This is a genomic window from Gordonia polyisoprenivorans, assembly GCF_017654315.1.
Classification (GTDB): Bacteria; Actinomycetota; Actinomycetes; order Mycobacteriales; family Mycobacteriaceae; genus Gordonia; species Gordonia polyisoprenivorans_A.
On record NZ_CP072203.1, the window covers coordinates 1278732 to 1304669 of the forward strand.

At 67.7% G+C, this 25938-nt stretch carries 21 protein-coding genes; 8 read left to right on the forward strand and 13 right to left on the reverse strand.

Annotated features, from left to right (window positions below):
• Window positions 1–7 precede the first annotated feature (7 nt).
• The 5 genes from J6U32_RS05765 to J6U32_RS05785 are packed head-to-tail and all read right to left on the reverse strand — an operon-like array spanning window position 8 to window position 6435.
• Window positions 8–1657, reverse strand: a complete 1650-nt coding sequence (locus J6U32_RS05765; protein WP_208793940.1) for an ABC transporter transmembrane domain-containing protein — start codon at window positions 1655–1657, stop codon at window positions 8–10.
• Complete coding sequence (locus J6U32_RS05770) at window positions 1654–3486, reverse strand: ABC transporter ATP-binding protein (protein ID WP_208793941.1); 1833 nt, start codon at window positions 3484–3486, stop codon at window positions 1654–1656. The genes J6U32_RS05765 and J6U32_RS05770 overlap by 4 nt, the downstream gene beginning before the upstream one ends.
• On the reverse strand, window positions 3483–4331 hold the full coding sequence (locus tag J6U32_RS05775) for an ABC transporter ATP-binding protein (RefSeq protein WP_208793942.1): 849 nt from the start codon (window positions 4329–4331) through the stop codon (window positions 3483–3485). The genes J6U32_RS05770 and J6U32_RS05775 overlap by 4 nt, the downstream gene beginning before the upstream one ends.
• Entirely contained in the window at window positions 4328–5386 is a 1059-nt protein-coding gene (locus J6U32_RS05780) for a FecCD family ABC transporter permease (RefSeq protein WP_006369470.1), read from the reverse strand. Before J6U32_RS05780 ends, J6U32_RS05775 begins: the two co-directional genes overlap by 4 nt.
• Window positions 5383–6435, reverse strand: coding sequence for a FecCD family ABC transporter permease (locus J6U32_RS05785; RefSeq protein ID WP_244332640.1), 1053 nt, complete (start codon window positions 6433–6435; stop codon window positions 5383–5385). Before J6U32_RS05785 ends, J6U32_RS05780 begins: the two co-directional genes overlap by 4 nt.
• A 213-nt stretch (window positions 6436–6648) precedes the next feature.
• Here J6U32_RS05785 and fgd point away from each other — a divergent pair, with 213 nt between their 5' ends.
• Complete coding sequence (fgd, locus tag J6U32_RS05790; RefSeq protein WP_208793944.1) at window positions 6649–7671, forward strand: glucose-6-phosphate dehydrogenase (coenzyme-F420); 1023 nt, start codon at window positions 6649–6651, stop codon at window positions 7669–7671.
• A 13-nt stretch (window positions 7672–7684) separates the two neighbouring features.
• Here fgd and J6U32_RS05795 read toward each other — a convergent pair whose 3' ends face one another.
• Window positions 7685–8638, reverse strand: a complete 954-nt coding sequence (locus J6U32_RS05795; RefSeq protein WP_244332641.1) for a LysR family transcriptional regulator — start codon at window positions 8636–8638, stop codon at window positions 7685–7687.
• Window positions 8639–8713: 75 nt separating this feature from the next.
• Between J6U32_RS05795 and J6U32_RS05800 the strand changes: the two genes are divergently transcribed.
• Window positions 8714–9709, forward strand: a complete 996-nt coding sequence (locus J6U32_RS05800) for a DMT family transporter (RefSeq protein ID WP_208793946.1) — start codon at window positions 8714–8716, stop codon at window positions 9707–9709.
• On the opposite strand, the gene J6U32_RS05805 is transcribed toward J6U32_RS05800, so the two are convergent.
• On the reverse strand, window positions 9647–10255 hold the full coding sequence (locus J6U32_RS05805) for a GNAT family N-acetyltransferase (protein WP_280118975.1): 609 nt from the start codon (window positions 10253–10255) through the stop codon (window positions 9647–9649). The two genes, J6U32_RS05800 and J6U32_RS05805, sit on opposite strands and share 63 nt — an antisense overlap.
• Before the next feature lie 29 nt (window positions 10256–10284).
• Between J6U32_RS05805 and J6U32_RS05810 the strand changes: the two genes are divergently transcribed.
• The 5 genes from J6U32_RS05810 to J6U32_RS05830 are packed head-to-tail and all read left to right on the forward strand — an operon-like array spanning window position 10285 to window position 16434.
• Window positions 10285–10875 carry a TetR/AcrR family transcriptional regulator gene (locus J6U32_RS05810; RefSeq protein ID WP_208793947.1) on the forward strand — a complete coding sequence of 197 codons (591 nt, stop codon included), beginning with the start codon at window positions 10285–10287 and terminating at the stop codon, window positions 10873–10875.
• Between the two features lie 29 nt (window positions 10876–10904).
• Entirely contained in the window at window positions 10905–13094 is a 2190-nt protein-coding gene (gene pta / locus J6U32_RS05815; protein WP_208793948.1) for a phosphate acetyltransferase, read from the forward strand.
• Window positions 13091–14302 (forward strand): acetate kinase, encoded by a 1212-nt coding sequence (locus J6U32_RS05820; RefSeq protein ID WP_208793949.1) that lies wholly within the window; start codon window positions 13091–13093, stop codon window positions 14300–14302. Before pta ends, J6U32_RS05820 begins: the two co-directional genes overlap by 4 nt.
• A 54-nt stretch (window positions 14303–14356) precedes the next feature.
• Window positions 14357–14941 (forward strand): TetR/AcrR family transcriptional regulator, encoded by a 585-nt coding sequence (locus J6U32_RS05825; protein ID WP_208793950.1) that lies wholly within the window; start codon window positions 14357–14359, stop codon window positions 14939–14941.
• Window positions 14938–16434 (forward strand): flavin-containing monooxygenase, encoded by a 1497-nt coding sequence (locus J6U32_RS05830; RefSeq protein ID WP_208793951.1) that lies wholly within the window; start codon window positions 14938–14940, stop codon window positions 16432–16434. The genes J6U32_RS05825 and J6U32_RS05830 overlap by 4 nt, the downstream gene beginning before the upstream one ends.
• A 628-nt stretch (window positions 16435–17062) precedes the next feature.
• Here the strand turns inward: J6U32_RS05830 and J6U32_RS05835 are convergent.
• From J6U32_RS05835 to J6U32_RS05850, 4 genes are all read right to left on the reverse strand, one after another.
• Window positions 17063–18352, reverse strand: a complete 1290-nt coding sequence (locus J6U32_RS05835) for an HNH endonuclease (protein ID WP_208793952.1) — start codon at window positions 18350–18352, stop codon at window positions 17063–17065.
• A 375-nt stretch (window positions 18353–18727) separates the two neighbouring features.
• Entirely contained in the window at window positions 18728–21235 is a 2508-nt protein-coding gene (locus tag J6U32_RS05840) for a serine/threonine-protein kinase PknG (RefSeq protein WP_208793953.1), read from the reverse strand.
• 6 nt (window positions 21236–21241) lie between these two features.
• Window positions 21242–22285, reverse strand: a complete 1044-nt coding sequence (locus tag J6U32_RS05845; RefSeq protein WP_432276984.1) for a transporter substrate-binding domain-containing protein — start codon at window positions 22283–22285, stop codon at window positions 21242–21244.
• Complete coding sequence (locus tag J6U32_RS05850; protein ID WP_208793954.1) at window positions 22282–23727, reverse strand: hypothetical protein; 1446 nt, start codon at window positions 23725–23727, stop codon at window positions 22282–22284. The genes J6U32_RS05845 and J6U32_RS05850 overlap by 4 nt, the downstream gene beginning before the upstream one ends.
• 262 nt (window positions 23728–23989) lie before the next feature.
• Here J6U32_RS05850 and J6U32_RS05855 point away from each other — a divergent pair, with 262 nt between their 5' ends.
• Window positions 23990–24472, forward strand: coding sequence for an NUDIX hydrolase (locus J6U32_RS05855; RefSeq protein ID WP_208793955.1), 483 nt, complete (start codon window positions 23990–23992; stop codon window positions 24470–24472).
• A 14-nt stretch (window positions 24473–24486) separates the two neighbouring features.
• On the opposite strand, the gene J6U32_RS05860 is transcribed toward J6U32_RS05855, so the two are convergent.
• Window positions 24487–24855, reverse strand: a complete 369-nt coding sequence (locus J6U32_RS05860; RefSeq protein ID WP_208793956.1) for a hypothetical protein — start codon at window positions 24853–24855, stop codon at window positions 24487–24489.
• Between the two features lie 304 nt (window positions 24856–25159).
• Window positions 25160–25861, reverse strand: coding sequence for a thiamine phosphate synthase (gene thiE, locus J6U32_RS05865; protein WP_208793957.1), 702 nt, complete (start codon window positions 25859–25861; stop codon window positions 25160–25162).
• Window positions 25862–25938 lie beyond the last annotated feature (77 nt).

The window sequence follows — 25938 nt, forward strand, 5'->3', positions numbered from 1 at the left end:
GATTTGGTTAGCCTAGCCTTTGTTTGTCCTCCAAAGATACGACATGGTCGGCCAGCCGGAGAAACGCGGGACTCGCGGCCAGCACGAGAGTGGTCTTTCCCCGCCGGCGTCGGCGGACGGTATCGGCGGCAATCGCCGAGGTCACCGCGTCGACCGCAGAGGTCGGATCCACCAGTACCAGAATGTCCGGATTCGCATGGAGTGCGCGGGCCAGCGCCACACGCTGGCGCTGCCCGCCGGAGAGGTTGCCGCCGCGGTCGGCGACCGGGTGATCGAGCAGGGCCGCGGCGTCGTCGACCAACTCGTCGAGGCCCAATTCGGTGAGGATCTCCGCCGGCTCCGAACCGGGTGCGTAGTGCGTTCCGTCGGGGTGGACGACCGCGCCGAGGCGCCCGCCGAAGATCGCCGGATGCCGCGCATCTGCGAGCACCACGCTGCGGAGCCCGGCCGCATCGAGATCGCGGAGTTCCATGCCGCGCACCGAGATCGACGGTGCATCGTGGTGTGCATCGGGTCCCGCGGCGAGAGCGGTGGCGACCCGTGCCGCCTGATCGGTGGTGCAGTCGACCGCCACGAGTGCGCCTGCGGTCACCGCGATCTCGGTGGTGTCCACCTGCAGGAGGAGATCGGGATGCGTAGTGCGGTCGGCCGCGTCCGACGGCGCCGTGGCGGTCACCGCGGCACCGCCGTCGCCGGTGCGCCCCGAAGCCAGCAGCACCACCCGGCGCGCCGAACCCCGTGCCAGCGCGGCAAAGCGGGGCATCCGGCTCAGCTGCCCGAGGGGCTCGGCGATGAACTGGCTGAGTCCGACCACCGCGACCAGATCGCCGATGGAGATGTCGCCGGAGAATGCGCGGACGCCGGCGAGCGTACCGACCACGCCGACGAGAAGTGCCGCTGCGCCGGCCGAAATGCCCTCGTACACACCGGAGATCCGGGCCAGGTGTTCGGCATGGCGACGCGTCGTGGCCGACAGTGCACGATAGCGGTGATATGCCGGACCGCGCCCGGCGAAGCCGCTCAGCGGCCGCAGTCCGCGCAACAGATCGGCCACCGCGCCGGTCGCCCGGGCGATGAGCTCCTGCTGTTCCTCGGTACGGTGGGTAACCTTGCGCGACAACAGGTTCAGTGCGGCCAGCAACACCACCGTACTGACCAGGGCGACGCTGCCCAGCAGCGGATCGATCACCGTCAGCACCACGGCACCGGCCAGCACGCCGACCGCCGAGGAGATGGTCACCGGGATCACCTCGATGATGTCGGAGGCCTGCGCGGTGTCCTCGGCGATCACCGTGACGTACTCGTCTCGCGACAGTGGCGAATCGTTGTCGCGCGCGGTGATCACCTTGGCGGACAACATCGCCCGCAGGTGGCGCACGTGTCCGGCATTGGCCCGCTGCAGCCCGCGATAGGCGGTGCGCCACGACACCGACACACACGTGATGACCGCGCCGAGAGCCGCGATCGAGATCACCGGTGCCCACCAGCTACCCGAGGTCATCGCACGATCGATGATGACGCCGAGCAGTACCGGCACCGCCGCCTCGGCGGCCTGGTACACGCACAGCAGTACCGAGCCCACCACCACCGCACCGCGATTGCGTCGGACGGCATCACGAAGCAGGGCGACCGCGGCACGGTCGGGTGTCCGGCTCATCGGGCGCCGTCCTCTCGAATCCCGTCGTGCTCGGTCGCGCTCGACCACACGCGCCACAGCGCGGCGTACCGGCCGTCGGCGTCGAGGAGTTCTCGGTGGGCGCCGTATTCCACCACCCGGCCGCCGTCGATGACGGCGACGGCGTCGGCCGCCGCCGACTGGCTGAGGCGGTGGGCCACGATCAACGCGGTACGTCCGCGGGTGACGGCCGCCGCCGCGGCCTCGAGCCGCGCCGCGCCGCGCGAACCGGCCTCCGCGGTCGACTCGTCGAGAACCACCACCGGGGTGTCCCGCAACAGCAGCCGTGCCAACGCGATCTGCTGGGCGCGCATCGGGTCGAGCGCGAGGCCGCCCGAGCCGATACGGGTGTCGAGGGCCTCGTCGAGGTCGCGGACCCAGTGATCGGCGCCCACCTCGGCCAGCGCCGACCACAACTGCTCGTCGTCGGCGTCCGGGCGTGCCAGACGCAGATCGTCGGCGAGGGTCCCGGCGAACACGTGGGTCTCCTGCGTCGCCACGCTCGTGAACGCGCGGATCCGGTCCTCGCCGAGACCGGAGATCGGCACATCGTTGTAGCGGATCGCATCCGGCGGCGCGCCGATCGGGGTGAGCACCCCCGCGGTCAGCGAGGCGATGGTGGTCTTACCGGCGCCCGACGCGCCGACCAGCGCGAGACTGGTGCCGGCCGGGATCGTCAGATCGACGTCGTCGACGGCCGGGGCGCCGTTCGCGTGATAGTGGTGTCGCAGCCCGCGCACCACGATCTCCACCGGCCCCGGCTCGGCGGGCGGCAGATGCGGCCGGGTTCCCGGGGCGAGGGTGTCGATCACCCCGACGACCCGGGTCATCGCCGCCCCCGACCGCTGTGCCTCGTCGAAGAAGGTCAGGATGGCGCCGATCGGATTGAAGAGCCGATGAAAGAGCAGGGTGGCCGCGGCCACCTGGCCGAGGCTGACGTCACCGGCGCGCAGCAGCAGCCACCCGACGACGATGATCAGTGAGAGACCGACGAATTCGGCACGGTTCTCGCGTGAGACGAACCGTTCGAGTACCCCGAACACCGAGACGGAGATGTCGCGTACCGAGCGGGCCGAGGCGTCGATCCGGTCGCGGGTGGCGGTCTCGAGACCATAGGCACGGACTGTTGTCAGCCCGTCGATACCTCCGACGAGGCGGTCGATGTGATCGGCCTCGGCGGTGCGGAGCTCACGATACTTCGGCGAGGACCGGGGCAGATACCAGCGCATGGCCGCGACATAGGCCGGTGCGGCGCCCAGGCCGGCCAGCGCCAAGCGCCAGTCGAGGGTGAACAACCCCGCCACCGAGACCGCGATGAGTACCGACGAGCTGAAGATCGCCGGGATCGCGGTGCGCGAGCCCGCGACGAGAACCGCGATGTCGGCGCCGACCCGTGACAGCGCGTCACCGTGTCCGGCCCGTTCGATCCGGGTGACCGGCAGACACAGCACCGCGGCCACCACCCGCTCGCGCATCGTCGCCAGCAGGCGCGCGATCAGGGTGGCGAGCAACGTCTCCGACAGCGCGGTGAACACGGCGGTCACCACGGCGGCGATCACCACCGCGATCCCGACGTCGACGAGGATTCCGCGGTCGTTGCCCGCCCGGACCGCGTCGACGATCGAACCGAGCGCGAGCACCGCGACCAGCGAGGCTCCCGCGCCGATGACGGAGGTGAGTGTCACCCCGATGCTCAACGGCAGATGCCGGCGCAACTCGGCGCCGAGGTAGGCCATCACCTCTCGCGGTGTCGCGATCGGCAGCAGCGTGGATGTGTCGGACTCGTGGTATTCCGGCAACGACTGCGTCATTCGGTGCGGCCCCGTGATTCTGAGCGGCCCCCCGCCACGATGTCGGTGCACCGCTCGCCGACGGGTACCACCAGCGGACGCGACGACACCGGATCGGCGATGACGCGGCTGCGCAGACCGAACACCTCCCACAGCATCTCTTCGGTGATCACGTCCTGCGGTGCGCCCTGGGTGATCACCGCGCCGTCGCGCATCACCACCAGTTCGTCGCTGTAGCGGCAGGCCAGCGCCAGATCGTGCAGCACCATCACCACCGTCCGCCGCTGCTCGGTGTGCAGGACGTCGATGAGGTCGAGGACCTCGAGGCTGCGGGACAGATCCAGGAACGTCGTCGGCTCGTCGAGGAGCAGCGTGTCGGTCTGTTGGGCGAGCACCATCGCGATCCACACGCGCTGCCGCTGTCCGCCGGACAGGGAATCGACGGTGCGGTCGGCCAGGTCGGCCACGCCGGTCTGGGCGAGCGCCGCGTGCACCACGTCGCCGTCGCCGGCCGACCACTGGCGCAACCAGCTCTGGTGGGGATGGCGGCCGAGGGCGACGAGGTCGGCCACCAGGATTCCCTCCGGTGCGATCGGGCTCTGCGGCAGCACCGCCATCGCGGTGGCGAGTTCTCGCGTCGAGAGATCACCGAGCGCGCGTCCGTCGATCTCCACGCGACCCGACGAGATCGGGATCAGCCTCGAAAGTGCTTTGAGCAAAGTCGATTTGCCGCAGCCGTTGGGGCCGATGATGCAGGTCAACTGCCCGCGCGGGATGGTCAGGTCCAGGTTGGTGATCACCGGCGTGCCGCGGTAGCCGACGCTGATGCCGCGGGCGGCCAGGGCCTCGGTGGTGGGCGCACTCATACGGTCACCTTTCGATTCACGCGAATGAGAAGGACGAGCAGGAACGGCGCACCGAGGGCGGAGGTCACGATGCCGACCGGAGCCGATCCCAGGGCGTAGCGAGCGAGGAGGTCGGCGTAGAGGACGAGCGCGGCCGCGACGAGCGCGCTGCCGATCACCGGCGGGGTGGGGCTGCGGTAGAGGAGCCGGGCCAGTTGCGGTGCGGCCAGCGCGACGAAGGTGATGGGTCCGGCCGCGGCAACCGTCGCCGCGGTCATCACCACAGCCGGGATCCACAGCAACAACAGGGTGGTGCGGATCGGTACACCGAGCGCGCGGGAGACGGCGTCGCCGAGATGGGTGACCCGAAAATCGAACGCCGCCAACGCGATCAACGACATCCCGACGCCGATGGTGATCCACAGCGGGACGACCTGTCCCCAGGTACGGGCCTCCAGTGAGCCGGTCAGCCACGACACGACGTCGGCGGCCTGCGCCAGACGCGACTGCACCAGCATCAGCGAGATGACGGCGGTGGCCAGGGCATTGACCCCCACCCCGATGAGCACCAACCGCATCGATTCCAGGCCGCCCCGGTAGGCCAGCGCGGTGATGACGACGGACACCAGGATGCCGCCGAGGAACGCGGCCCCGAGTGTTCCGATGGTGACCCCGCCGATCACCAGGCCCGCGGGCAGTAGCACGAGCATGGTGACGGCGGCCGCCGAGGCGCCCATCGAGACGCCCAGCAAATCGGGGCTGGCCAACGGATTCCGGGCCAGTGACTGGGTGATCGCACCGGCCGCACCGAGCGCCACACCCACGCCGAGACCGACCAGCACCCGCGGCATCCGCCAGTCGAGCACGGTCACCCGGTCGATGCGATCGCCGCCGCCGACCACGACCTGCGCCACGTCGGCCAGCGGGATGAAATAGGGTCCCGACGCCAATTCGACGAGGGCGGCGATGACCACGATCGCCGCCAGCAGCAGCGTCAGCAGCACCCCTCGGCGCTTGATACGCATGCGCGGTACCGGCCAGACGAGTTCGTCGGGGCGGGGAAGGGTGGCCGTCATGTCTGCACCATCCGGCGGCGGCGGACCAGATAGATGTAGACCGGCACGCCGATGAACGCGAGGATCACCCCGACCTGGACCTCGGCGGGACGCATGACCACCCGGCCGATGACGTCGGCGACGAGCATCAGCGCGGCACCGGCGGGCATACACGCCACGAGTAGCCAGCGATGGTCGGGTCCGGTGAAATGCCGCACGATATGCGGCACCACCAACCCGAGGAAGGCGATCGGTCCGGCTGCCGCGGTGCCCGCGGCGGCCAGCAGGGTCAGGGCGAGAAAGCATGCGCCGCGGATCATTCCGACCCGGACGCCGAGGGCGGTGGCCAGTTCCGGACCTGCGGCGAGCACGTTGAGCGACGGGCCGCATGCCAGGGCCACGACCACGCCGACGATCATCAGCGGCGCGACACCGGCGAGGATGCCGAGGTCGCGTTCCACCAGCGAGCCGGCACTCCAGAAGCGGTACTGGTTGAGGCTGGCCTGATCGTTCAGGATCACCGCTGTCGTCCCGGCGATGAAGAACGCCGAGCACGCCGCACCGGCGAGGATCAGTGACAGCGGGTTGGCGCCTCCGCCGCCGAGGGAGGCCACCCCGAAGACCAGGGCGGCCGCGATGATCGCGCCGGCGACGGCGAACCACACGTAGGCCGACACGCTCTGCAGGCCGAAGAGGAAGACCGCGAGCACGGAGAAGAATGCGGCGCCGCCGGAGATGCCGAGGACTCCCGGATCGCCGAGCGGGTTGCCGGTCAGGCCCTGCACGAGCGCACCGGACAGGGCGATCGCCGCACCGACCGCGATGGCCATCAGTGTGCGGGGAATTCGCTGATCCCACACGATGATCCCGATGTCGCCGCCATGGCCCCGGCCCGCGGTCAGGGCGTCGATCACCTGGGCCGGGTCGGTCCAGCGCGTGCCGATCCACATCGACAGCACCGCGCCCACCAGCATCAGGACGACCGCGACCGACACGGTGAGCACACGGCGCCGGGTTGCGGTCGTCGTCGACGGGGGTGTCGACGGGGGTACTGCCGCCGTTGCCGTCATCGTCACCACCTCTCCCCGGTGCACTCGGTGCCGCTTTCGCCGGATCCGCAGCGAGTCTATATGGAGCCTTACCTAAGTCCCTCCGCCGCCGGTGGTCCCTGGCCGCCGGTGGCGGAGGCTGCACTGACAGACGATCGATTCCATGAGTAGGTTGGAACACTGAGTGTTCGTTCGGTTCGTGGCCGCCGATGTGGCCGGCAGTGAGGTGGAGGCATGGCACAGGAACTCAAGCTCGGACTGAAGGCGTCGGCGGAGCAGTTCGATCCCCGGGAATTGGTGGAGATCGCGGTCGCTGCCGAGGAGCACGGGATGGATTCGGTCGCGGTGAGCGACCACTTCCAGCCGTGGCGCCACAACGGCGGGCACGCGCCGTTCTCACTGGCGTGGATGGCCGCGGTCGGCGAACGCACCAAGCGGGTCCAGATCGGTACCTCGGTGATGACACCGACGTTTCGCTACAACCCGGCGGTCATCGCCCAGGCGTTCGCGTCGATGGGCTGCATGTACCCGGGTCGCATCATGCTCGGCGTGGGCACCGGTGAGGCGCTCAACGAGTACGCGACCGGATTCCAGGGGGAGTGGCCGGAGTTCAAGGAGCGCTTCGCGCGACTGCGCGAGGCCATCGCCCTGATGCGTCAACTGTGGACCGGTGACCAGGTCGACTTCGACGGCGACTACTACCACACCCAGGGTGCGTACATGTATGACGTTCCCGAACAACCGATTCCGGTGTACGTGGCGGCCGGTGGGCCGGTCGTCGCGCGCTACGCCGGACGGGCCGGCGACGGGTTCATCTGCACCTCCGGCAAGGGTGCAGAACTCTATACCGAAAAGCTGATCCCGGCGGTCAAGGAGGGCGCGGAGAAGGCCGAGCGCGACTTCACCAAGATCGACCGGATGATCGAGATCAAGATCTCCTACGATCCCGATCCGCAACTGGCGCTGGAGAACTGCCGATTCTGGGCTCCGCTGTCGCTGACCGCGGAACAGAAGCACAGCGTCAACTCGTCGACGGAGATGGAGCGGTTGGCCGACGAACTGCCGATCGAGCAGGTCGCCAAGCGCTGGATCGTCGCCTCCGACCCTGACGAGGCCGTCGAGAAGGTCAAGTTCTACACCGACGCAGGCCTTAACCACCTGGTGTTCCACGCGCCCGGCCACGATCAGCGGCGGTTCCTGGCGAACTTCGAGAAGGATCTCGCGCCGCGGTTGCGCAAACTGGCTGTCGCCGACTAGGTTTCGCGGTTCGTCAGACGTCGGCGGGTGCCAGTGACGAGGGCTGCACCGTCGGATGCGTGCGGTGCACCTGCTCGTAGAGCAGGCCGATGACGCGCTCGGCCACCGGATTCTGCCGCGCCCGGTGATGGCGGCGCAACGCCAGTGCCCGCCGCGGGGTGGGCTCGGCGATCGCCACGGTGCGCACGCCCGCAGGGAGGTCGATCACCGCCAATGCCGGCACCACGGTCAGCCCGACACCGGCGGCGACGAAGCGCATGGCCGTGCCGTAGTCGTGGGTCTCGACCCGGAAGTTCGGGGTGAAACCCGCAGCGGCACAAGCTTTCAGCAGGCCTTCGCGACACGGTCCGCGTGCCACGTCGTTGTCGATCCAGGCGTCGTCGGCGAGTTCGCGTAGGGTCACCCGGTCGCGAGCGGCGTATGCCGAGCCTTCGCCGACGACCACCAGATAGTCCTCGGTCACCAGCGGTACGGAGTCGAAGCCGGGAACCGGGGTGACGATCGGTGCGCGGCGCAGGGCGCTCTCCGGGCTCTCCACGTAGATCTCGATGTCGGGTGCGCTCCCCTCGGGATCGGCCAGTTCGATCAGCCGGAGATCGAGTCGGGTGTCCGGGAACTCGCGACCGATGGTCGCGATGACCTCCGGCATCCACGCGGCGCCCGCGGACGCGAAGTAGGCGACGCGCAGGGTGCCGGCGTTGCCGTGCCGCAGATCGGCGACCAGACCGTCGAGGCGTGCGAGACCATCGAAGACCGCCGAGGACTCGGCGGCCAGCGTGGTGCCGGCATCGGTCGGGACGATTCCCCGCCCGACCCGTTCGATCAGCGTGAGTCCGGTCTCGCGCTGGAGCCCGGCGATGTGCTGGCTGACCGCGGACGGGGTGTACCCGAGGGCGGCGGCGGCGCCGCCGATCGACCCCTCGGCGACCACGGCGCGGAAGATGCGGAGGCGATGCGGATCGATCATGCCCACGACCATACAGTCACACTGATGGGTCAGTGTAGAAATATGAAATTGTGCTGAAGTCTCCGATGGTCGACGATGAGAACCATGACCCTCGGATCGCGCACCCTGAATCTCCCGGCGCTGGCCGCACTGACCACGGTCACGCTGTGGGCGCTGTCGTTCATCGCGATCCGTTCGGCCGGGCACGCATTCTCGCCCGGTGTGCTCGCGCTCGGGCGGTTGGCCGTCGCGGTGGCCGCCCTCGCGGTGATCGTCGCCATCGCCGGCATGAAGACCAGACGAGGCGCTCGACGCTCGGCGTTCCGCCCGCCGCGCGGCCGGGCCCTGGTGCTCGTGCTGGCCTACGGGGTGGCCTGGTTCGGCGTCTACAGCGTGGTGCTCAACTGGGCCGAACGCCACATCGACGCCGGGACCGCCTCGCTGCTGGTGAACTTCGCCCCGATCCTCGTCGCGGTCTTCGCGGGACTCTTTCTCGGCGAAGGGTTCTCCACCCAGTTGAGCGTCGGGATTGCCATCGCCTTCGCCGGCGTCGTACTCATCACGTTCGGCGGCGGGGGAGCGCACGCCGACTGGCTCGGCGTCGGGCTGGGTCTGCTCGCCGCGGTCCTCTACGCCACCGGCGTGCTGTTGCAGAAGGTGGCGCTGGCCACCGTCGACGCCCTGACCGCGACCTTCTGGGGCGCGGTCGCCGGTCTGGTGGTCACCCTGCCGTTCGTGCCCGCCGCGATCGGTGAGGTTTCCTCTGCCTCGGCCGCCGACCTCGCCTGGATGGTGTTCCTCGGCGTCGGACCCACCGCGATTGCCTTCACCACCTGGGCGTATGCCCTCTCGCGCACCGACGCCGGCGCGATGGCCGCGACCACCCTCGTCGTTCCGGCCCTGGTCATCGTCTTGTCGTGGCTGCTGCTCTCGGAGATCCCGACACCACTGCGCATCGTCGGCGGAGTGCTGTGCCTGTTCGGGGTGGCACTCACCCGCGGCCTCATCAAGGTGCCCGGCGGCGGGCGATCAGTCGTCGGCGGGCGCCCGATCGTCGAGCGTGAGCTGGAGGAATGCGAGGTCAAGCCATGACCCGAACTTCGTCCCGACCTCGGTGAGCAACCCCACCCGGGAGAAACCGAGCCGTTCGTGCAGGCGGATCGACCCGGTGTTGGCGGCGTCGATACCCGCGACCATCACATGTACCCGATTCTCGCGGGCGCGGGTGATCAGCGCATCCATCAACAGGCTCCCGATACCGCGTCCCTGCTGTCCCTCGCGGACATAGACCGAGTGTTCGACGGTGTGGCGGTAGCCGTCATGCGGGCGGTACGGACCGTAGGTCGCGTAGCCCAGGACATGTGCTGCCGCCGAATCATCAGCGGAGTCCGCGCCATCATCCTCCACGGCGACGAGCACGGGGAAGCCGGCGGCCTGCCGCCCGGTGAGCCACTCGCGGCGGTTGTCGGCGTCGACGAGCTGGTCGTTCCAGATCGCGGTGGTGTGCTCGACGGCGTGGTTGTAGATGACGGTGATGCCGTCGACGTCGCCGGGTTCGGCGTCGCGGATGTGCATGGCGGCCCCCGATGCTCGATAGGTGTGGACGAGGCGATTCTCACCGATGCGGGCGCTCCACATCGACGCGGGGTCTTCGATAAGTTCTTCAGGTGGATCGCGATCGGATGGTGGAGGTGGGAGTCGGACTCGTGTCGCGTTTCGGCGCGAAGACGCTGAGTCTGACCTCGGTGGCCCGGCACGCCGGGGTGGCACGGGCGACCGCCTACCGCATGTTCGGTGGCCGCGACGCGCTGGTCGCCGCGATCGTCGACCGCGAGGTCGCCCAGTTGCGCGTGCAGTTGCGCGAGTGGGCGGCGACCGAATCCGATGCCGCGGGCAAGGTGCGCGCCCAGATCCGTCACGTGCTGCCCTACATCCGTGAGCACGAGGCCCTGCAATATGTGCTGCGTCACGAACCCGAGGAGATCGTGCGGGCGTTGATCAGCACCACCGACTCCGAGGGGCCATCGCTGGTTGCCCGGATCGTCGACGAGGCGCTACCCGACATGGCGCCCGAGATCGGACAACACCTGGTGCCCGACGCCCGTGGGGCAGCCGAATTCCTGGTGCGCGTGATCTATTCGGTGATGCTGGTTCCCGACAGCTCGTTGTCCGACGAGCAGATCGCCGACCTGGTGGTCCGCGCGATCGTCAGCGATGGGCCCGACGAAGCGCCGACCACCGATCGGCCGGCAGACTGAGGTCGAGCAGAACCACTAGGGTTACGGCCATGGGTGCAGAGACGACCACCGCCACCGACGAGGACGGATCGAACGACCGGGCGGTGGTGTCGGGCCCGGTGGTGTCGAGCCCGGAGGTGTCGGGCCCGGAGGTTTCCACCAAGGTCTACATCGCCTCGGCCGAGGGCGACACCGGGAAGTCGACCGTCGCGCTCGGCGTGCTGTCGCTGCTGAGTGCGACCGGCGGTCGGGTAGGGGTGTTCCGGCCGATCTCGCGGGCCGGCGCCGGCGAGCGCGACTACCTCGTCGAGATGCTCATCGAGCATACCTCGGCCGACATCGACTACGACGACTGCATCGGCGTCACCTACGACCAGGTACACGCCGCACCCGACGGCGCGATCGCCGAGATCGTGGCCCGATTCCACGCGGTGGAGGCGCTCTGCGACGCTGTGGTGATCATCGGCTCGGACTACACCGACGTCGGCAACCCGTCCGAACTCGCCTACAACGCGCGCGTCGCCGCCAACCTCTCGGCGCCGATCATCTTGGCGCTCAACGCGTCCGGACGCACGCCGGTGGAGGTGCGCGAAACCGCCGAGCATCTACTCGCCGACATCGCCGCCATCCACGCCACCACGGCCGCCGTGATCGCGAATCGGTGTGACCCCGAACAGATGTCGGCGGTGGCGGCCGAGCTGTCGAGGATCTCGGTGCCCACGTGGTGTCTGCCGGAGCAGCCGGTGCTCTTCGCGCCGACGATGGCCGAACTCAAGGATTCGTTGCGGGCGAGTCTGTACAGCGGCGACCCGGAGCTCCTCGACCGCGAAGCGCTCAAGGTGATGGTCGGCGGGATGACCGTCGAGCACATCCTGGAACGGTTGTCCGAAGGTACCGTGGTCATCGCCCCCGCCGACCGCTCGGACGTCCTGCTCGCTCTGGTCAATGCGAATGCGGCACAAGGATTCCCGCGGCTGTCGGGCATCATCCTCAATGGCGGGATGCGACCGCACCCGATGATCGACGCGCTCGTCGACGGTCTGCAGTCGACGCTGCCGATCATCATGTGCGAGCAGGGGACCTACGAGACCGCCCGCACCGCGGCCAACACCCGCGGCCGCGTCGCCGTCGGGTCGGCGCGCAAGATCGAGGCGGCACTGGGTCTGATGGAGACCCACATCGATCCCGAGGCGATGATGAAGGTACTCAAGGTGCCGACACCCGCGATCATGACGCCGCAGATGTTCGAGTACGGGCTGATCGTGCGGGCCCGCGCCGACCGCCGGTGCATCGTGCTGCCCGAGGGCGGCGACGACCGAATCCTGCGCGCGGCAGGGCGATTGCTTCGTCGTGGGGTGGTGTCGCTGATCATTCTCGGCGACGAGACGGCCGTACCGCGCCGCGCCCACGAGCTCGGGGTGGATCTCGACGGTGTGCAGGTCATCGACCCCGCGACCTCACCGCTCACCGACGAGTTCGCGCAGATCTATGCGGAGTTGCGCAAGAACAAGGGTGTCGACTTCGAGCAGGCGCAGGAAAGGATGCGTGACGTCTCGTACTTCGGCACGATGCTGGTCTACACCGGGCGTGCCGACGGTATGGTCTCGGGCGCCGCCCACACCACCGCACACACCATCCGGCCCGCATTCGAGGTGATCAAGACGACGCCGGGGGTCTCGACGGTCTCGAGCGTGTTCTTCATGTGTCTGGCCGACAAGGTGCTCGCCTACGGTGACTGCGCGATCGTGCCCGACCCCACCGCCGAGCAGCTCGCCGACATCGCGATCTCCTCGGCGGCAACGGCTTCCGGATTCGGCATCGAGCCGCGGGTGGCCATGCTCTCGTATTCGACGGGTAGTTCGGGCACCGGTGCCGACGTCGACAAGGTGCGCGTGGCCACCGATCTGGTCCGCGAACGCGCCCCACAATTATTGGTGGAAGGCCCGATTCAGTACGACGCCGCCGTCGAACCGTCGGTGGCGGCGACCAAGATGCCGGACTCGCCGGTGGCCGGACGCGCGACGGTGCTCATCTTCCCCGACCTGAATACCGGTAACAATACCTACAAAGCCGTCCAGCGCAGCGCCGGAGCGGTCGCCATCGGGCCGGTGCTGCAAGGCATTCGGCGGCCGATCAACGATCTGTCCCGAGGCGCGCTGGTCGACGACATCGTCAACACCGTCGCGATCACCGCGATCCAGGCGCAGAACATGGCGGCAACGAGGCGGCGCGAGGCATGAGTGACCATATTGCCGGGGCGGTCCTGGTCCTCAACGCGGGCTCGTCGTCGCTGAAATATCAACTGGTACATCCCGATACCGAGGTCGTGGTGGCCGAGGGGATCGCCGAACGGATCGGCGACCACGACGGTTCGATTACCCATGAGCAAGGCGGCGCGAAGACCACCGAGACGCTCGAACTCCCGGATCACCTCGCCGCCATCCGGCGAGTGCGAGAGCTGTTCGCCTCGGGCGGTATCGATCTCGCCAGTGCAGGACTCTCGGCGGTGGGGCATCGGGTGGTACACGGTGGACGCACCTTCTACCACCCGACACTCATCGACGACCACGTCATCAGTGAGATCAGCCGTATCTCCTCGCTGGCACCCCTGCACAATCCGGCCAACCTGACCGGGATCGAGGCGGCCCGCGAAATGCTGCCTGACGTGCCGTCGGTCGCGGTCTTCGACACCGCGTTCTTTCACGGACTACCCGAGGCGGCGGCGACCTACGCCATCGATCGCGGTGTGGCCAAGCTGCATGCCATCCGCCGCTACGGGTTTCACGGGACCAGCCACCAGTATGTGTCCGGGCAGGTGCCGCCGCTGCTGGGCAAGGACCCGTCCGAGGTGCATCAGATCGTGCTGCATCTGGGCAACGGTGCGTCGGCGTCGGCGATACGCGGCGGCGACCCCATCGACACCAGCATGGGGATGACGCCTCTCGAAGGGCTCGTGATGGGTACCCGCAGCGGCGACATCGATCCCGGCGTCGTGCTCCATCTCCATCGGGTCGTCAAGCTCGACGCCGACCAGATCGATGCCCTCCTCAACAAGAACTCCGGTCTCAAAGGGCTCTGCGGTGACAACGACTTCCGGTCGGTCACCGAGCGCATCGAACGTGGCGACGAGGCCGCGACACTCGCCTACGACGTCTACATTCACCGGCTCCGCCGCTACATCGGTGCGTACATGATCGATCTGGGTCGGGTGGATGCGATCACCTTCACCGCGGGTGTCGGGGAGAACGCTGCGGGCGTCCGCGCCGATGCGCTTGCCGGGCTGGAGAACTACGGCATCGTCATCGATCCCGACCGCAACGCGGAGCGGAGCAGGACGGCGCGACGGATCTCCACCGACGACAGTGCGGTCGCGGTTCTCGTGGTCCCGACGAATGAGGAGCTAGCGATCGCCCGGCAGGCGGCCGAGGTGGTCGGGGGAAGCGCCTGAGCAAACTTACAAGCACTCTGGACTGTTTTTGATTTTGCGGCTACGATCGCCGCTATGGCTGATACCGATGCCGCGCCCGCAACCGTGCCGCGTACGCAGGCGCAACGCTCGGCGGCGACGCGGGAGAAGGTGCTCGACGCGACGATCGCCTCACTGATCGAGCGGGGATACGGGGCGACAAGCACTCAGGAGGTCAACCGCCGGGCCGGGGTGTCGCGCGGGGCGCTGCTGCACCAGTTCCCCACGCGGGAGGCTCTCGTGGTTGCCGCGATCGGACGCCTCGTCGATCGACGTAAGGCCGAGATCATCGAACGCGCCGGCAGCGGTGCGGAGGATCTGACGCTGCTCCTCGAGGTGTTCGACGGACCGCTCTTCTACGCCGCACTGGAATTGTGGGTGGCCGCCCGCACCGACCCGGTCCTGCGGGAAGCGTTGATCCCGGTGGAGGAGCGGATCGCCGGTGAACTCGTCACCACCGGTGTCGCGGTATTCGGCGGCCGGTATTCGACCGAACAGATCGAGCTGGCCGCCGAACTGGCGCGCGGCCTGGCGATCTCACGTCTGTTGCGCGAGCCCGACGCCGACCGCGAGTTCGCGCGTCGGATGATCACCACGCTGATGGAGGCATTGAACCGATGAGCACGAACCCTGTAGCGGAACCCGATGTGCTGATCGTCGGCGTCGGATTCGGTGGCCTTGCCGCGCTGCATCGTCTGCGGACCGACCATCCGGATCTGACGGTGATGGCGGTCGAACGCGCCGAGAGTCCCGGTGGCGTGTGGCGCGACAACAGCTATCCGGGTGCCGCCTGCGACGTGCCCACCTCGTTGTACTCGTTGTCGTTCGCCGACAACCCGGACTGGTCTCATACCTACGGACGTGGATGGGAGATCAAGAACTACGCCGAGTCCGTCGCCGCCGAGTTCGTTGATCAGATCCGGTACGGATGCGAAGTGCTCTCTGCCACATGGGACTCCGACGAGCAGCGTTGGTGCGTCGAGACCTCCGAGGGTCCGATACGTTCCCGCTTTGTCATCGCGGCACCCGGTGCGTTGTCGGCGCCGACGATACCTGCGGTCCAGGGGCTCGACGCCTACGAAGGCACCGTCTTCCACACGGCTGCATGGGATCACGCGCACGACCTGACGGGTAGGCGGGTTGCGGTGATCGGTAGCGGGGCGTCGGCGATCCAGGTGGTTCCCGAGATCGTCGACAAGGTGGCCGAACTCGTGGTGTTCCAGCGCACGCCCTCGTGGGTCATCCCGCGTCTGGACCGCACCATCGGACCGATGGAACGAGCTGTCTATCAACGATTCCCGAAGGCGCACCGGGCCGCCCGGAAGTTCACGTGGCTCACCCACGAATTCCATGTGTTCGCGATGGCGCACCACCAACGAGTCCTCCGCGCGTTTCGCGCGATCTCGCTCGCGCACCTGCGTCGGCAGGTCACCGATCCGGGGTTGCGCCGGCGACTCACACCGGACTTCAGCATCGGTTGCAAGCGGATCCTGATCAGCAACAAGTGGTATCCGGCGCTGGCGCATCCGCGCACCAGGGTGACCGGTGCTCTCTCCTCGCTGACGCCGACCAGTGCGGTGAGCGCCGACGGTACCGAATTCGACGTCGACACCGTCGTTTTCGCGACGGGTTTCACCCCGACGAGTCCTCCGTTGGCGAAAGTCATCGTTGGGCGCGATGGTCGGCGACTCGATGAGGTGTGGCACGGTTCGCCGAGCGCATACCGCGGCGTCGAGGTCCCCGATTTCCCGAATCTCTTTCTGCTGTACGGACCCAACACCAATCTCGGCCATTCGTCGATCATCCTGATGCTCGAAGCCCAGGCCTACTACATCGGGCAAGCCCTGACGCACCTGAAAGCCGTAGACGCACCAACCGTCGAGGTCACCGAGGCGGCGCACGACGCCTACGTCGCCGATATCGACGCCCAGCTGAGTGGCACCGTCTGGAATTCCGGTGGTTGTGGCAGCTGGTATATCGACTCGACCGGCCGCAACTCGGTGATGTGGCCGACCTACACCGGCACCTACCGCCGCATGATGTCGCACTTCGACCCCGCCGACCACGTCCTCGGTGTGCCCGCCCCGGTCCGCGAACTGCTGGCTCGCTCGTGACGTCCTGCGGTCCGAATCCAGCGTCATAGCAGGTGGTCTCGAGGCTCGCCGCACGCGGCTCGCACCTCGACCATCGGGGGGACCGGTCCCTCCCGGATTGCCGTCCCACCCCGCGCGGGAATGCTCCAGCCCGTCCCATCCCGGTGGTCGAGGTGCCGAGGAGCGTTAGCGACGAGCCTCGAGACCCTTTGTGTCGAAGGGGTTTCCGGGCCACGGGTGGCGCGACATCGCAACCATTGGGGGTGTTCCCATCCCGGTGGTCGAGGTGCCGAGGAGCGTTAGCGACGAGCCTCGAGACCCTTTGTGTCGAAGGGGTTTCCGGGCCACGGGTGGCGCGACATCGCAACCATTGGGGGTGTTCCCATCCCGGTGGTCGAGGTGCCGAGGAGCGTTAGCGACGAGCCTCGAGGCCCCTTGTGTCGACAGGCTTCCGGTCCACGGTGGTTCGGTTCCAGCTCTGCTGCAAGTGGTCTCGAGGCTCGCCGCACGCGGCTCGCACCTCGACCATCGGGTGGTGACCCCCGCCCTCCGGGGGTCACCACCGTGGGATTTCACTATGGAGTTCTCAAACAACAGATGCGGTCCCGGCCGGCCGGGTGCAGGGAATCAGGTAGTGGGGCAGCGTAGGTCAGGCTGCTGCGTCGTTGAGTCGCATGGTGCGTCGGTGGTAGGACGGCACTGGTTGTCGTTTCGGATCGACGCTGGCGGGTGGGATCAGCCAGGGGTGTCGGTCGAATCCCATGATGATGTCCCAGCCGTGGTGGTGGATGTCGTCGTGGCAGCTGGTGCAGAGGAGGCAGCCGTTGTCGAGGTCGGTGGGACCACCCTTGCTCCAGTGGACGAGGTGGTGTCCTTGGCAGCGGCCGGCGTGGGTTCCGCATTTGATACATCCACGGTCACGGACCAACAACGCTTTGCGTTGGCCTGGGGTGAAGAAGCGTTTCTCTTCACCAACACTGAGGGGTACACCGTTCGGATCGAGGATAATTTTGGTGATCGTCGTGTCACACGACAGCAACTTGGCGGTGGCTTCGGTGATCGCGCCCATATTCTGCAAGTCGCCGCCGAGTGCCGGGTTGTCGGCCGACCAGGTCCACAACAGGCCGTTGGTCGGTTTGGCCGAGAAGGTGGTGTCCGCCAATCCTTGTGCCGCAAGTTCGACGATCGTCTCAAACGCGGCAGCACAGATCTGCTCAGGTGTCCGCGGATCCGGGGACCCGTCGGGTTGGGGCTTTGGTTTGGACAAGGTTTCCATCAGGGTGCGGGTTTTCTCGCCGGCCACGATGTCGAGGTTCGCTGAGATTTCCAGCCGTCCGTCGTCGGTGATGCGGTCGGTGTAGCTGTTGATGTTCTTGTCCTCGGCGGCAGGTAACCCGCCCGGTGTGTCGGCCGCCAATTCGTTTCCGAGTTGCCGTGCGTAGAGGTTGATTTCGGCGGGGGTGAATCCGGCGAAGTAGTGTGACAGCAGTTTCTGCAGGTATTCGCAGCGTTGGACGGTGTCCATAGGTTCGGGGGAGCGGGTGTCGATGTGCGCCAGTCCGCGGACGATGGCGTCGGCGTGTTCGGAAGAAATGGATCCGTCCGCGGCATGCGCCAACAACAGATTTACATCGGTGGTGCCGGCGACCCGCACATACCGACCTGCGACCGAGGGCGCGAAACCCATGCTGATCAACAGTTCTCGCAGTCGGGTGGTTTTGTGATCGGCGACGCCCAGCCGGTCCAGTTCGCCGGTGAGGGTGGTGGCGTGGTGATCGATCAGGTCTCGCAGCAGCAGGACCTGCTTCATTGCACCGAAGGCTTGGGGTCCGGTCATGTCCGGGTTCCATTGCAGGTCGCTGAGTTGGGTGACGATGGTGGCGAAGACTGCTTCGGCGTCAACGGTTTCCGCGTCAAGAATGGTAGTGGATTCGATCATGGGCCCCTCCCCGGTGGCTGATCGGTGTGATAGGTCCAGTCTACAGGAAAGTATGTTCGATGCAAGGGGTATTGCCGATCAATTGTGCTTGTGGACAACGTGTTTCGGTGTCAACTTTCTGTCGGTGGGGTGTGGTAGGGGGTGTGTTTTTCGCTTGTCTTGCTTTCGATGTGGTTGGGGGGCTTGTTGTCTCGCCGGGTCTCGAGGCTCGCCGCACGCGGCTCGCACCTCGACCATCGAGGGAAGAGGGGTTCGCGACGGCCGGGTGGGGCGGGTTTATTCGACCATCGGGGAAGAGGGTCTCGAGGCCCGGCGCCTGGGCGCCGTGCACCTCGACCATTGGGAGAAGCGGCGTCGGCTCCCGGGCTGACGAGATCAGAAAAGGCTATCGGGCCGAACGTAATTGGCGAGGTCGACGAGGAGGAAACGGTTGTCGCGGTTGTTGCGCATCTGTCGGGCGAGGGTGCGCAGCGAGCGCTCGGTACCGGCACGCAGGCCGCGCTCGGTGAAGGGAACGCCGAGAAGTGTGCTGGGTTCGCCCGACTCGTCGGGATGCTCCATGATCCACCCCATCGCGGTACCGAGGACGATCAGTTGCAGACGCGATTTCCTCGGCTCGGAGTCGGGCATCGCCTCCAGGCGTCGTGCCGCCTCGACGAGCTGACGCTTCTGTACGAGTTCGGGGGCGCGTCCGTGGACGAGGGCGAGGACGGCGGTGGCACGAGCGGTGTTGTAGTGCCGGCTGGTCGGCGGGACCTCGTCGAGCGGTTCGATCGCGGCGTCGAAATCGCCTCGGGCCACAGCCAGGCGTGCGAGACCGAAAGCAGCGGTGACGATGCTGTGGTCGGTCAGCCACAGGTCGTGGTAGAGCCGATCGGCCACGTCGTACATCTCGGCGATGCGTGCATCCGGGGAATGTTCCGGCTCTTCCTCGCTCGGATGTTTCTCGTCGGTCAGCCACCGCCCGATGATCTCGGCGGTTCCCGCGGCGGCGAGCTTCGGGGCCACCTCGCCGGGCATCGCCTGCAGCACGTCGGTGAATCGTTCATGGGCGAGTTCGGGTTCGTCGTTCATGAGGGCGCAGATCCCCATGTACCAGTCCACCCGCCAGGACTCACCGTGCTGTGCGGTCACGTTCTGCAGCACCGACAATGCGGTGTCGACGTCGTCGAGTTCGAGGTGTGCGCGGGCCTCGGCCAGATCGATCTCGAGCGACGGGTGTGCGTTGTTCGACCGTCGACCCAGTAGTGACGAGAATCCCTCGGCCCGTGCCGCATTGATGGAATCCAGGGTCTGCCGGGGGTCGGACAATGCCGCCGAGTTGAGAAGTCCCGCGGCCGGGTCGGTGGGATTGACCAACGGCACGGGCAGGGCATGGGCGATGTCGACGGGGTCGTAGAACGCCGCGAGGTTGGGGTCGAAGAAGCCGTCCACCGGTGCCAGCATCAGATCGGTGCCAAAAGTGGAGCGCTGCGGGGTGAACACCGTCGACAGGGAGGGTCGCGGCACGCCGGTGTGCACCGCGACGGTTTCGCGGAGCACGTTGAGCATCTGGGTGGTCATCTCCTCGGCCGAGGAGAATCGCTCTGCCGGGTCGGTGGCCGTGGCACGTTGCAACAGAAGGTAATACGACGGGTTATCGGCGAGCACCGGGATGGTCTCCGGGTCGGGCAACCCGTCGAGATATCGGCCCTTCTCCATGGGCATGTCGAGGGTGAGCACCGCCAGCGTGCGACCGATGCTGTAGATGTCGGTGACCACCTGCGGCCCGGTCTGTACGATCTCCGGAGCCTGGAAACCTGGTGTGCCGTAGAGATGTCCGTATCCGTTGATCGCCGACACCGCACCCAGATCGATGAGCTTGACCTCGTCGCTGGAGACCATCACGTTCTCGGGTTTGACGTCGTTGTACACCAGTCCCACCGAATGCAGATACCCGATCGCGGGCAGCACCTCGAGGATGTAGGCCATCGCCTGCTCGATCGGCATCACCGCATGCGAACCACCGGAATCGGCTCCGGCGGAGGTGATCTGCTTGAGGGTCTGGCCGCCGATGTACTCCATCACGATGTAACCGAAACGCTCGTCGTCGGCGGTGACATGCTCGACGAAGTTGTAGATCTTGACGATGCCGGGATGGTTCACCGACGCCAGGAACTGCCGCTCGGCCAACGCGACCTGTTGTGCCTCCGAATCCGAGGAATTGAGAAGGCCTTTGAGGACGACGGGACGGTCGGACACGTTGCGGTCGATCGCCAGATAGATCCACCCCAGTCCGCCGTGTGCGATGGCGCCGGCGATCTCGTACTGGCCGGCGACCACGGTCCCTGGCGCCAGGCCGGGGACGAATGAATATCGGGCACCACAGTGCGGGCAGGTGCCGGCGAGATCTCCCGCACCCTCGCCGTCGTCGCGACCCACCGGACGCCCACATCGCCAGCAGGTGCGCTTGCCCTCGGGTATGACTGGGAAGTCCAGAACGGCGTCGGCCGGCTCGATGTCGACGACCTTCGGTAGTTCGACCAGCCCGGTACCGAGCCGCCGATCATGGACCTGCGGACGGCGTTTGGGTACCAGGCGCCGGGTGTGGCCCACCGAGGCCAGCGCCTCGGTGGGGATGACCGGCCCCGACCGCACGACGGGATCGGTGGAGCCGGTCACCGGGGAGGTGGTCGTGCGACCACCCGACGACGTCATGCCCGTGTCGACGAGCGCGGCGAGATCTGCCCGCTGGGTGCCGGGATCGAGGTCGGCCGGATCAGCTCGCTGTGTGCCGACGTCGAGATCACCGAGATCGGCGCGCTGTGTACCGATGTCGAGGTCGGCGGGGTCGACCTGCTGCGTACCCACCTCGGCGTCTGCCTCGTCGTCGTGTTCGGTCATCGTCGCTCAGTCCCGGTAAATCGCCTGTGGTGGACCGTAACCGGGGCCGATGTTGCTGAGCCACCGGTTGTAGATGGCATACCAGCGTCCGTCGGCCACGTCCTGCGCGAGCACGCCGTTGACGAAACGCACCATGTCGTCGTGGCCCTGGGGGAGCCCGATGCCGTAGTACTCCGAACCGAATCCGGGTCCCACCATCTGCACCCACGGGTCCTGTGCGGCCAGGCCGGCAAGGATCGCGTCGTCGGTGGTGACGGCGTCGACCTGGCCCTGCTGCAACATCACCAGACAGTCGGCCCAGGTGACGGTCGTGATCATCTTGGCACGTGGCTGTTCGGCCTGCATCCGTCCGATCGAGGTGGCACCGCGGGCCGAGCACACCCGTTTGTCGGCCAGACCGTCGACATCGGTGATCCCAGAGTTGCGCAGCACGAGTATGCGTTGCGAGGCAATGTAATACGGGGTCGAGAAGCTGACCGACGCCAACCGGTCACAGGTGATCGACATGGTCTTGACCACCATGTCCACCGACCCGCTGCGCAGCGCGTCGATGCGATCGTTGGAGCTGAGCACCCGGAACTCGATGCGGTTGGGGTCGCCGAAGATCGCCTGCGATACTTCGCGCGCGAGGTCGACGTCGAAACCCTGCAGGTCGCCGCTGATCGGGTCGCGGAAGCTGAACGGGTTGGAGCCGATGTCGGTGCCGACGATGAGTCGCCCGCGCGCGGCGATCGCCGCCATGGTGCTGCCCGGTGGCATCTGCTTGGGCTCCGGCATCGGATCGGGCGGTCGCAGGCTGGCCGTTGCGTTGCAGGCGTCGGCGTCGGGGACCGGTTCGGTGGTCGTCTCGGTCTCCGCGCCCGGTGGGGTCGGGGTGATGGCCTGCGCGGCGGGCGGTGGCGAGTCGGGTGCGGTGAAGGTGACACAACCGGTGGTGAGCAGGCCGAATGCGAGCACCACAGTCGCGACGGCGCCATCTCGGCCCAACAACCTGCGGCCCAACAACCCGGGGCCCAACAACCTGCGGCCCAACAACCTGGGGCGTCTCATCGGTACTCCCGAACCCGCGGCACCAGGCCGAGCGCCAGTGCCACGGCGGCGAACACGGTCAACACCAGAATCCCCGACCCGGTGTATCCGATGACGCGCTGAGCGGTGTTGATGTCGTCGCGGAACGACGTGCGGGTGGTGGTGATGGCATCGGTGAGCGACGAATCGACCGCGGCGTAACTGCTCGCGGTGCTCTGTGGGTCCGCGCCGATGGTGAGGGTTCGGGCCTGTGCGAAGTCGCCGCGCTCGATGGCCGCGCGCGTCTTCTGGTCGGACTCGCGCCATTGATCGAGGGCGGTCGTGATGGACCGCACCTGGGTGCTGGTCAACGCGCCGTCGTCGGAACTGGTCTGGCCACCGAGGTCGGCGAGGATCGTGCTGATCCCGGCGGTGGCGCCGGAGAAGGTCTGATCGAGATCGGACTGATCGGTGCGCTGGACCAGCGACAAGGTCTCCGCCGACCGCGCCTGCTGGGTGAGGATGCGGGCCTCGGTGAGTTGCCGCAGCGGGTCGGCGCCGTCGGTCTTCGCCGAATTGGTCGCGGCCACCGAGGCCAGCCCCGACACCAACAGCCAGACCAGACCGCCGAGGATCGCGGTCAACGCGGCGACCACCCCGATGTTGAACCGACGACGGGTGCGTTTCTTGAGGAAGCGTGAGGTGCCGATCAGCGCGAGCGCGAGAACCAGCAACCCGAAGTACACCCCGTAGGGCGGGATGGTCAGGGTGCGTTGGGGATCGGCGATGGCGTCGGATCGGCGCTCGTAGAGGCGCTGCGCCGCGGGCAGGATCTGATCGTGCATCACCGCCGACGCCTGCCCGAGATAGGCGCTGCCCACCGGGTTGCCCAGTCTGTTGTTGGTGCGCGCGGTCTCGATCAGCCCGCTGTAGACGGGGATCGTCGTCGCCAGGGTCTGCAGGTCGGCGTTGACCGCGCGATCGTCGTCGTCGGTGTCCTCGCCGGGCGCCCCCGAGGTGCCTGCGGCCTTCATCAACGACGCCGACGCGGTGGCCAGCGCATTCGAATAGCGGCTGCGTAGATCGGGGGACTCCAGCCCGCCGGAGATGAAGGCCGAATTGGCCGAGGCGTCGGCGATCGACAGCGAACTGTAGAGCACCTGTGAGGCCTCGGCGAGCGGCTCGCCCTGGTCGATCATGTTCTTCAGCGCGTTGGTGCGGTCCTGCAGCACGGTCGATCCGTACCAGCCCACGCCCAGGATGGCGATAACGAGCACCACCCCGATCATCACCAACTTCCCGGGCGTGGTGCCCGCGTAGTGGCGCATCGTGGCCAACGGCGATTGGGTTCGGGTGCGCCCCAGCGACATCAGCTCGCGACGGTCGGCGAGGACCTGGCGGATCGGTGGCGAGGACGCATTGGGCCGGATGGTCTTGCCCGCACGGGTGAGCACCGTCCGCACGGGAGATGCCTGGCCGGTCACCACACGATCCCTTCTGGCTCGTCGGTCGTTCGTGTCGTTGTCCTCGCCCCGGCATCCCCGTCCGAAGTGACGACGTGGCCCCCTCGGGTCTTATCGCCTTTTCGGTGCCGGTCTGTTTCCACCCTAGCCGCGCGCACGTGACCTCGGACTCACCACGCGTGGTGTTTCCGCGAACCTGGCCCCAGTGGCCGCACTCACATACGGTGGAGGTCGGTGGCGAGTCCCGGAGAGCCCGGATCGCCGGTCGGCGTCAGGAGTCGCGGTGCGTGGAGACGGGGACGGCTGGGTCATTGACACCGATGGGTCACGGTACTGGGGTGTCAACGGTGCAGCCGGATTGTTGCTGCGCACCCCGCAGCCCGACGGCCGCACATTGATATTGCTGCAACATCGGGCGGTGTGGTCGCACCAGGGTGGGACGTGGGGACTACCCGGTGGTGCGCGCGACTCGCACGAGAGTGCCATCGACACCGCACTGCGTGAGGCGCAGGAAGAAGCGGGTCTCGACCCCGCCGACGTCGAGGTGGTCGCCGCGCTGGTCACCCACCGCGCCAAGGGTGGCTGGACGTACACAACAGTCATCGCCGACATCGACGAACCCGTTCGAACCGTCGCCAACGGCGAATCGGCGGAACTGCGCTGGGTCGACGAGGCCGACGTCGACGAATTGCCGTTGCATCCGGCATTCGGTGAGGCTTGGCCCGATTTGCGGGACCGGATCGCCGCGCTCGATCCCCAGAACTGAACGGGCCCCGGCCGCTACCGGGGCAGCAGTCGGTTCGCGCCGGCGATGAGGGCGTTGACGTTGGCTTCGTCGCCGGTGGCGCCGTCGCCGTAGGCCCAGCACTGACGGTCGTCGCGCTCGCACAGCAGGAACGCCGCGAACCCGCCGTCGGTGGGACGCTGGTGCAACGACACGATCGACACCGAGGCGCCGAGGTCGTGCAGGATCGAGGTCATCGCGCCGACCGGTCCGGTCGCGGTGGCCGACATCGACATGATGCGGTCGGCGTAGGCCATCGTCGCGCGGCATTCGATCATGTCGGCCGGTGCGGGGGTGATCGAGAGCGAGCCGAGCCGGATCGTGCCGGTGTCGGCGTACAGCTCGGTGAATTCCTGCCAGGTCATGCCGTCTGCCTCCTCACGGATACCTCGGGGTAGTCGCGCCGCGTCGCCGGGCGACTCGGTACAGGAACAGGGTGCAGGGGAAAGGTGACGACTGTGCATCGTGGATCATCGTTTCGGTCGAAGAGAAGGTGACCGACGAGAACGCGCAACGACCCCGCAGCGGGGGGTCGGCCAGATCAGACCCCGCTGCGGCGGGTTACGAGCGCGATTCGTGTGCACATGATCGGGCCACTCTAACGCCGTCGCACACCCGCGGGCAAGGGAGTTCCGGGTGTCCGCGGGCGACAAAGGCGTCCGGTGCGGTCTACGCAAGACCGGCGCGCAACTGCGCGGCAGCGGCCGTCGGGTCGTCGGCGGCGGTGATCGCGCGCACCACCACCGCGCGCCGGGCTCCGGCATCGCGGACCTCGGGCAGCCGCGCGGCGTCGATGCCGCCGATCGCGAACCACGGCTTGGATACCTCTCCGACCTCCCGCACGAGCCCGAGACCGGGGGCAGCGCGCCCGGGTTTGGTCGGGGTCGGCCAGCAGGGACCGACGCAGAAATAGTCGACGGCGTCGTCGGCGATCGCGGCGCGGGCCTGGTCGGGATCGTGGGTGGAGACCCCGACGATCACGTCGTCGCCGACGATGCGCCGCGCCTGCTCGGGCCGCAGATCACCCTGACCGAGATGCAGGACGTCGGCACCGGCGAGCAGCGCGATGTCGGCGCGATCGTTGACCGACAGCAACGCCCCGTGTGCGTCGACGACGCCGCGCATCTCCGCCAGGAGCGCCAACTCCTCGCCGGCCTCGAGGGCCCCGAACTCCCGCTCACCGGGAGATCCCTTGTCGCGCAACTGGATGAGGTCGACACCACCGGCCAGGGCGGCGTCGACGAACTCCAGCAGATCGCCGCGTTCGCGGCGGGCGTCGGTGCACAGGTAGAGCCGCGCGGCACGCAGACGTGCCCGCCGTGGATCGTCGGTGGTGGCGCTCTCGCGCGCAATCCGGTTCTCTCGGGGCATGTCTCACAGGCTAGGGCACGGGCGTACCCGCACCCCTCGCCGCGCTGTTAGGGTGGAGGACACGACACGGGAGTCCG

Bases quoted from the DNA above. Each gene is read 5' to 3' on its own strand.
- J6U32_RS05765 (WP_208793940.1), bottom strand. From the start codon at position 1,657: ATGAGCCGGACACCCGACCGTGCCGCGGTCGCCCTGCTTCGTGATGCC.
- J6U32_RS05770 (WP_208793941.1), bottom strand. From the start codon at position 3,486: ATGACGCAGTCGTTGCCGGAATACCACGAGTCCGACACATCCACGCTG.
- J6U32_RS05775 (WP_208793942.1), bottom strand. From the start codon at position 4,331: ATGAGTGCGCCCACCACCGAGGCCCTGGCCGCCCGCGGCATCAGCGTC.
- J6U32_RS05780 (WP_006369470.1), bottom strand. From the start codon at position 5,386: ATGACGGCCACCCTTCCCCGCCCCGACGAACTCGTCTGGCCGGTACCG.
- J6U32_RS05785 (WP_244332640.1), bottom strand. From the start codon at position 6,435: ATGACGGCAACGGCGGCAGTACCCCCGTCGACACCCCCGTCGACGACG.
- fgd (WP_208793944.1), top strand. From the start codon at position 6,649: ATGGCACAGGAACTCAAGCTCGGACTGAAGGCGTCGGCGGAGCAGTTC.
- J6U32_RS05795 (WP_244332641.1), bottom strand. From the start codon at position 8,638: ATGATCGATCCGCATCGCCTCCGCATCTTCCGCGCCGTGGTCGCCGAG.
- J6U32_RS05800 (WP_208793946.1), top strand. From the start codon at position 8,714: ATGAGAACCATGACCCTCGGATCGCGCACCCTGAATCTCCCGGCGCTG.
- J6U32_RS05805 (WP_280118975.1), bottom strand. From the start codon at position 10,255: ATGTGGAGCGCCCGCATCGGTGAGAATCGCCTCGTCCACACCTATCGA.
- pta (WP_208793948.1), top strand. From the start codon at position 10,905: ATGGGTGCAGAGACGACCACCGCCACCGACGAGGACGGATCGAACGAC.
- J6U32_RS05820 (WP_208793949.1), top strand. From the start codon at position 13,091: ATGAGTGACCATATTGCCGGGGCGGTCCTGGTCCTCAACGCGGGCTCG.
- J6U32_RS05825 (WP_208793950.1), top strand. From the start codon at position 14,357: ATGGCTGATACCGATGCCGCGCCCGCAACCGTGCCGCGTACGCAGGCG.
- J6U32_RS05830 (WP_208793951.1), top strand. From the start codon at position 14,938: ATGAGCACGAACCCTGTAGCGGAACCCGATGTGCTGATCGTCGGCGTC.
- J6U32_RS05835 (WP_208793952.1), bottom strand. From the start codon at position 18,352: ATGATCGAATCCACTACCATTCTTGACGCGGAAACCGTTGACGCCGAA.
- J6U32_RS05840 (WP_208793953.1), bottom strand. From the start codon at position 21,235: ATGACCGAACACGACGACGAGGCAGACGCCGAGGTGGGTACGCAGCAG.
- J6U32_RS05845 (WP_432276984.1), bottom strand. From the start codon at position 22,285: ATGAGACGCCCCAGGTTGTTGGGCCGCAGGTTGTTGGGCCCCGGGTTG.
- J6U32_RS05860 (WP_208793956.1), bottom strand. From the start codon at position 24,855: ATGACCTGGCAGGAATTCACCGAGCTGTACGCCGACACCGGCACGATC.
- thiE (WP_208793957.1), bottom strand. From the start codon at position 25,861: ATGCCCCGAGAGAACCGGATTGCGCGCGAGAGCGCCACCACCGACGAT.